The organism is Kordia jejudonensis (assembly GCF_001005315.1).
In the GTDB taxonomy this organism is placed as follows: Bacteria; Bacteroidota; Bacteroidia; order Flavobacteriales; family Flavobacteriaceae; genus Kordia; species Kordia jejudonensis.
On sequence record NZ_LBMG01000084.1, the window covers coordinates 1 to 7,287 of the forward strand.

The 7,287-nt window shown below is 30.2% G+C and carries 9 protein-coding genes; 7 read left to right on the forward strand and 2 right to left on the reverse strand.

Annotation, left to right across the window (positions count from 1 at the left end; all coding sequences use genetic code 11):
* Window positions 1-115 precede the first annotated feature (115 nt).
* Window positions 116-1,033, forward strand: coding sequence for an IS1595 family transposase (locus tag AA089_RS22250; RefSeq protein WP_046759229.1), 918 nt, complete (start codon window positions 116-118; stop codon window positions 1,031-1,033).
* Window positions 1,026-2,234, forward strand: a complete 1,209-nt coding sequence (locus AA089_RS22255) for a virulence RhuM family protein (RefSeq protein ID WP_064972238.1) — start codon at window positions 1,026-1,028, stop codon at window positions 2,232-2,234. The genes AA089_RS22250 and AA089_RS22255 overlap by 8 nt, the downstream gene beginning before the upstream one ends.
* Here the strand turns inward: AA089_RS22255 and AA089_RS22260 are convergent, their stop codons facing one another.
* Together AA089_RS22260 and AA089_RS22265 are read right to left on the reverse strand one after the other, a co-directional pair.
* Window positions 2,235-2,669, reverse strand: coding sequence for a JAB domain-containing protein (locus tag AA089_RS22260; RefSeq protein ID WP_046759230.1), 435 nt, complete (start codon window positions 2,667-2,669; stop codon window positions 2,235-2,237).
* A gap of 140 nt (window positions 2,670-2,809) precedes the next feature.
* Window positions 2,810-3,028: a hypothetical protein gene (locus AA089_RS22265; RefSeq protein WP_046759231.1), complete on the reverse strand. Its 219-nt coding sequence runs from the start codon at window positions 3,026-3,028 to the stop codon at window positions 2,810-2,812.
* A 344-nt stretch (window positions 3,029-3,372) separates the two neighbouring features.
* On the opposite strand from AA089_RS22265, the gene AA089_RS22270 reads away from it, so the two are divergent.
* The 5 genes from AA089_RS22270 to AA089_RS22285 all read left to right on the forward strand — a co-directional run bounded on the left by AA089_RS22270 (window position 3,373) and on the right by AA089_RS22285 (window position 7,124).
* Complete coding sequence (locus AA089_RS22270) at window positions 3,373-4,509, forward strand: helix-turn-helix domain-containing protein (protein WP_046759232.1); 1,137 nt, start codon at window positions 3,373-3,375, stop codon at window positions 4,507-4,509.
* Window positions 4,510-4,597: 88 nt separating this feature from the next.
* Complete coding sequence (locus tag AA089_RS23980; RefSeq protein WP_053002636.1) at window positions 4,598-6,211, forward strand: hypothetical protein; 1,614 nt, start codon at window positions 4,598-4,600, stop codon at window positions 6,209-6,211.
* Window positions 6,212-6,228: 17 nt separating this feature from the next.
* The gene (locus tag AA089_RS22280; protein WP_046759233.1) at window positions 6,229-6,714 is read left to right on the forward strand and encodes a hypothetical protein; all 486 of its coding nucleotides are present in this window, start codon (window positions 6,229-6,231) and stop codon (window positions 6,712-6,714) included.
* Between the two features lie 21 nt (window positions 6,715-6,735).
* On the forward strand, window positions 6,736-6,858 hold the full coding sequence (locus tag AA089_RS25710; RefSeq protein WP_262495042.1) for a hypothetical protein: 123 nt from the start codon (window positions 6,736-6,738) through the stop codon (window positions 6,856-6,858).
* Window positions 6,858-7,124 carry a hypothetical protein gene (locus AA089_RS22285; protein ID WP_046759234.1) on the forward strand — a complete coding sequence of 89 codons (267 nt, stop codon included), beginning with the start codon at window positions 6,858-6,860 and terminating at the stop codon, window positions 7,122-7,124. The genes AA089_RS25710 and AA089_RS22285 overlap by 1 nt, the downstream gene beginning before the upstream one ends.
* Window positions 7,125-7,287: the final 163 nt, after the last annotated feature.

The following is a 7,287-nucleotide window of genomic DNA, read 5'->3' on the forward strand; positions in this document are numbered from 1 at the left end:
ATCTGCCTTCTGATGTGATAAAATTTCTTTAGGTAACTATATACTTATTTACACTAATTAAATTAAGCTTAGTGTAATTAACTTCTTATCTTTGATATAACAAAATGAAAATGTTATGTTTAACGAAGAAGTAAAATCAGTTTTAGACCTTATAAAAGCTTTCCCGACTCAGCAATCTTGCATCGATCATTTAGAGGTTTTAAGATGGAACGGAAACGTTGTAAGTCCATTTGATGAAACTTCTAAAGTCTATAACTGTAAAGGTAATAAATACAAGTGTAAAAACACTGGTAAGTACTTCAATGTTAAGACAAACACAATATTTGACAACACTAAAATCGACTTGCAAAAATGGTTCTTAGCTATTTGGCTTGTTACTTCTCACAAAAAGGGTATTTCTTCTCTACAATTAGGACGCGATCTTGATATTACACAAAAATCTGCATGGTTCATGCTACAACGTATTAGAAACTGTTTCGGAATAGACAATGATACGCAACTTGATAACGAAGTTGAAGTAGATGAAACGTATGTAGGCGGTAAAAACAAAAACAGACACGCGAATAAAAAAGTACCGCATTCACAAGGACGTAGCGCAAAAGACAAAACGCCTTTTGTTGGAATGGTTGAGCGTAACGGAAAACTTACTGCGCGTACAGTTGAGAATGTAAAATCCGCAACGTTAACACGTGAAGTAATAAGAAACGTAAAAGAGTCTGCAAAATTATATTCTGACGAATGGCTAGGTTATAAAGGTGTAAACAGAATTTACGATCACAGCATCGTTAAACACAACCAAAACCAATACGTAAATGGTAGAGTTCACACGAATACTATTGAAGGATTTTGGTCGCTTTTAAAACGTGGTATCTTTGGAATATATCATTTTACAAGCAAGAAACATTTACAAATGTACGTTGATGAATTCGTATTTAGATACAATAGTCGTAAGATTGGTGAATCCGAAAGATTTAACTTACTTTTGAGTAATATTGAAAATAGAATAACATATAAAGAGTTAATCAATGGATAATTTACCAAGCAAGCAATCTGACTTTATATTTTACCAATCTAGTGAGGGTAAAATAAGGATTCAAGTAATTATAGACGATGAACATGAAACTATATGGGCGACTCAAAAATCAATGGCAGAAATATTTGATGTTAATGTTCCTGCTGTAAGTAAGCATCTTTCGAATATTTTTGAGCAAGGGGAACTTGTAGAGGATTCAGTTGTTTCCATTTTGGAAACAACTGCGACAGATGGTAAAAATTACAAGACTAAATTTTATAATCTTGACGCTATCATTTCTGTTGGATATAGAGTTAACTCTTTTAAAGCTACTCAATTTAGGGTTTGGGCTTCAAGTATCTTGAAAGAGTATTTGATAAAAGGTTTTGCCTTAGATGACGACAGGTTAAAACAAGGAAAAGCTTTATTTAAAAAAGACTATTTTGATGAATTACTCGAAAAGATTCGAGAAATACGAGCGTCTGAAAGGAATTTTTACAGAAAAATAACAGACATATACACAGAAGCTAGCATTGATTATGATAAGAATTCTCAAATAACAAAAGATTTTTTCGTAACTGTACAAAATAAATTGCATTGGGCAATACATCAACATACAGCCGCAGAATTGATTTCTGAAAGGGCTAACTCACGAAAGCCAAAAATGGGACTTACGTCATTTAAAAACTCAAATACGACAGGAAAAGTACTAAAAAGCGATACTGAAATAGCTAAAAACTATCTAACAAAAGAAGAGCTAGGAGACCTTAATAGATTAGTTTCTATGTATCTCGATTTCGCAGAGAACATGGCTAAAAGACGTAAGGAAATGAAAATGAAAGATTGGGTTGTTAGATTAGATGCATTTTTACAATTCAATGAGTACGAAATACTAGAAGATTTAGGAAAGGTTTCAAAAGTTGTAGCCAAAAAAACTGCTCACGCCGAATACGAAAAGTTTAGAACGATACAGGATAGAGAATATGAGTCAGATTTTGATAAAGTTGTCATTGAAATAAAAGATACTGGTAAGCTTCCAACTCCACCTCATGAAAGGTTTAGTATTCAAAAACCTAAAGAAGAAAAACCTTTATCGGATTTTAATCAAAAATTAAAAAAAGGATTAGAATTTAATCCAAAAGATAGACCTGTTTCGGCTTTGAGTATAAGTAGCATCAAGAAAAGAAAGGAACACAAAGATAAAAAATACGACAAAGAATAGTTACTGCAATTCATCAGGAAAACCATCATCTAACAAACTGTAATAGTCTTCTTTTTCACAAATAATGATGTGATCTATTATTCTTATACCGAGTAATTCGCCGCCTTGCATTAACCTATGTGTTAATTGTAAATCAGCTTCACTTGGCTTCATGTTTCCGTTTGGATGGTTATGACATAATATGATTTTTTCGCATTTCTTAGCTGCTGCAAGGTTAAATACGTCAATAGGAGAAACATTAACGGTATTAGATTTTCCTATCGCAATGAGTTCTATATACTCAATATCTTGATTGTTACTCAAACCAATAACCCAAAAATACTCCCTCTTACGGTGTAATCTGTTTTGGCGTAAAAGTATTTTACGCATTATACGTGCTATGTCTTCTCCGTTTGCGATGTTAATGTCTTCGTCTTTTGGTAAGCGTACGTTCATTGTGATTGGTTTCTTTTTTCAAAGATAGCAATATAATGAAATATCTTACGAGATTTTTAATTTAGACTTTAGAAGTAGTGTGATTTGGGTAAAACTAATATATAGTCGTCAATATTTATTTAGTGTAAACATATATATAGTTACCTTTCTTTATATGCCTTATCTAGACTAATTCCTGGTATAGAATCTATTATAATATCCTTATGTTGCCAATTTTGTTTTTCTTCTTCTGTAAGTCGTGGTTTTTTAACTAAGCTTGATGGAACTGTTGGTGCTGGTTTTACAATTGATTGTGCCGAAGAACTGATTATAGTAAAACAGCAAAGTAAAAATAGAATGAATGATGGTACTGATTTCAAGAAAGTTTGTTTTCGAAATGTAAATATAAGAATCCTGTGGTTAATATGCTTCTAACTGAAAAGTACCCGTAAAGTCTCTATTTTGTGTATACCACATAATTCCAAATAAGTTTCAATATAGTAATCTGCTGGCTTTGTAAAAATGATATCATCATCATTTACTTTTTTCTTTTCTTCTTTTTAGAAACCTCTTCCGCCATAAACAATTCATTGTAAGCCTTTACTACTTTTATTAGCCTTGATATGTGTAGTTAAGTATTTTTTTTCTTACTTTTTTTGATTCAAAATATACAGTAATTTAAAACTTTATTTTTACATTTAGTCAAAAATTTATTTCAATTCAAATGTTTAAAGATTTAAACCTAAATATATTTAATTTATTAATTTTTGCAGGAATAATTCAAGGGTTCATTTTTGGATTTATAGTTCTGTTTAACAAAAAATATACAACTAAAGCAAGTTCTTATTTAGCTATATGTATGCTTTTAATGTCATTAAGTAATTTACAATATTGGTTAATTGATGTAAAAAGTGTAGAAAAATATAGTTTTTTAAAATATATTTATATCCCTTGGCATTGGCTGATCATGCCTGCTTTCTATTTATTTGTCTATAAATATCTACAGAAAAGAGAATCTCTAAGCAAGAGAATCAAAATATTTCTATTCGCTCCTTTTATTTTCGTCGGTTCTTTGGTGATTATACTATTATTCTATAAGTTTCTGATAAATAATAATTATAATTTTCCTTCTCACTTTAATCGTGGAATATTTATCTATCTAGATTTTCTTTCTATAATATTTAGTGTCATAATTATATACATGATTTTCAAATTATTGAAAGAGTATGAATTAAAAAATCAAGAATATGATTCAAAAGAAATAGTTTCTCAGACCCATTGGTTAAAACGACTTATCAGTATAGGACTCATAACTTGCTTTTTTTGGATAGTAGCTATTGTGATAACTATTTATTCAAATAAACAGAATCTTTCATTATTCTATTTTTTATGGCTTGGTATGTCAATAATTATATACTATTTAGGATATGTTGGAATCAACAAACTACAATTAATAAAAGAACGAAAAAAAATTAGAGCCACTCAGAAAGTTAAAAACAATATTCCAAAAAAAAAGAACGAAACAAAAACTGATCCTGTTTACGAAAAATTTGTTGAATTAATACAGCTACAATATGCGAATCCAAATATTTCACTAGAGCAAATCAGTAAAGAATTAGGAGTGAGCCTTAGCTCAATTTCTGAAAAAATAAAAAAACATAGTGGTTCTAATTTTTCAACATATGTAAATAAGCTACGCATTGAAAGAGCAAAAGAAATATTTAGAAACCCTGATTTCAAAAACTATACTACTACTGCCATTGGTTTAGAAGCTGGCTTCAATTCTAGATCAAGTTTTTATAGAGCGTTTAAAAAAATTGAAAAATATTCACCTCAAGAATATATAAATTCTCAAAAATAAGTGTCATTTTCTCCAAATTTGAGATTTTGACACATCATTAAATATATCTGAATGTATTATTGCTACGTATTAACACAAATAATAAATTATGAAATTAATTAAAAATGTATTGCTACTACTTTTAATCTGTTTATCCTTTATAAACTGTGAAAAAGACATAATTCAGCAAGAATCTGAAGAAATAATTAACTTGACTAAAGAATCCCCTTTCTCATCTCGCTTAGTATTTTCTAATGAAATTCAAAATAATAACATTATAAATGACAAATTAAGAAATATAAATCAAACAAGAAATAATGTTAATTTTGAAAGTGAAACTAATGTCTTTTCAATAGATACAAGTATAGCCAAGTATGTAGAAAAACAAGACGGAAGTGGATATTCATATACCTTTACTTTAATAAGAGCAAATAATTATTCTCCAGAATTAGAAAATTTAGTATTAAATATCGATAACGATACGCAAGAATTAAGTGCTACCATTGTAAAATATCATTACAATGAAGAACAAAGAACCGAATTACTAAATACAGGACATGTAAGTACACATAGTGAAATTACCGTTACACCTCTAGACGGAGACTTTTCAGATTTATTAACCGAAAATAATTCATCACCATGTACTATAAATACTAACACATACCACATTACGCCTAAAGATGGAACTTTTCTAGAAGGACCTGACAGTACCTGTAGCCATCAAGGCGGAGCAGCCGGAGTCTGTGATGTATATACCGTAACAACAATTTGGTGTCCACCAACAAGCTCTGGTGGTGGCGCAACAACTACAACAACTAGTAATCCAAGCTCAACAAATGATCCGATAACTACCAATACTAATGGTGGAACAACTACAACATCAAATACTAACGATCCCACTAACGATTATGATGAAATTGTAACATCTCCACTATTAACTGCTCAGCAAGAAATTAGTCAATGTTTAGATTTATCTCTAGTTGAAACTAATTGGTTAAACTTACGCGATAATGAATATGAAGCTTTACAGATTAATACATACATAAAAGATGTAGGCTGTAATGACGTAGAAGGAGATATAGTTCATGATGCTATAACAGCTATGATAATAGATGAAAATCTTACATTTGAAGAATATTTTGTTCAAAACATGGTGTTTTTCAAAGCTCCAGCTGCTCCTATCGATGACATCAATGCGTATCTAAATTGTTTTGATACTTCTGCTCCAGCTGAGTTAACAATTTTTTCTGATCAACCAGTACCAGGCGAACGTGAGACTTGGACTTGGTCTAGAGATGTAGGCCACGCTTACATAGGTATAACACAAGGAAATACAACTAGAATTTTGGGATTTTATCCTAATGGAGATACTGTACCAGGAACTCCAAGTACTAACAGACCTTTTATATATGGAAATGATCAAAACTATAATTCAGATGTTTCTATAACTAAGAATATATCTAGCTCTCAATTATCTAATATAATTACTTCAATAACAAACAATACAGATAATTATGATTTAAACAATAATAATTGTGCAACTTTTGCAATTCGAATGGCTAATATGGGAGGTATAACTTTACCAAGCACAGAAAATACATGGCCTTTTGGCGGAGGAAATAATCCTGCTGACTTAGGTGAAGATATTAGAGAAAGTAACATAATAGGAACAGAAATTAATACAACTACGGAAAACGCTCCTCAAAATAATGGAAACTGTTAAACTTTAAGAATCATACTATGAAAAAATATATAACAATATTTTCGTTTCTCATTATCATTTCATGTGCAAAAAACGAACACATAAATGATGATGAATTAATAAATGACTTTATAAGGAATATTTTCCTCGTAGAAAATTACGAAGTAGGACATCTGAATAAATATATGACAGATGAATACTTGGAAAAGTATGAAAATCTATCAAAAGAGGAAAGTGAAAAACATGAGGAATATATAAAAAGCATTCTAGATAAGATTAAAAAAACTTTATTAAAGAATGATAATAATTATGAAATAATTGAAGAAAAAAAACTTAATAAAGAAAAATTTTTAGATTATTATGATATCCTTTATGAAGGTGAAGGTAGAATATATAGATTAATAGTTAATAAAAGAATTACGACATTTTTTATTGTTGAAAATCAAAAAATTCATTCTTTCTGCTTGGATTTTCTTCAATCGTCTAAAGGAAAAGTTATCCCATACTTTTTCTTTGAAGAATAAAATTCCTTAAGCTTTTACCGCATGATGCACTACCTAGCAGGTGAGAACGTAGCGGGCGCAAAAACGGTATTTGAAGATATGAAAATACTGTTTAGCAAAAGCGCTAGAACTGCCGATGATGATACCCAAGAAAACATGACGTAATGATACACCAGGAACAACGGCAGAAAATAAAAAAAGTACTTGGTTATCATTATACAGATAAAGTTTTAAAGATTCTTAAAGAACAAGATGTAACTAACAGAAGTGGAAAACCCTACGGCACGTCTATGATCAGAAACGTATTTAACGGACTCAATGAAAACGTAAAAATTGAAAACGCCATTTTAGAACTCTTTGCTCAAACGTTAGAAAAGAATGAAAAACGAGAAGCCTTAAAAAATGAATTGCTAAATATGGAAGATACGTAAAGTAATGTTTGTGGAGTACATTGGAAGCTTTGTCATTCCTACGACCTTGTGCTGAACTTGATTCAGTAAGGTAGGAATTTATATCTGAAATTATGGATTCCGCAATACATGCGGAATGACAAGTAATTGTAAGCTTTATTGTATAACTAAACTGGTTCTATGG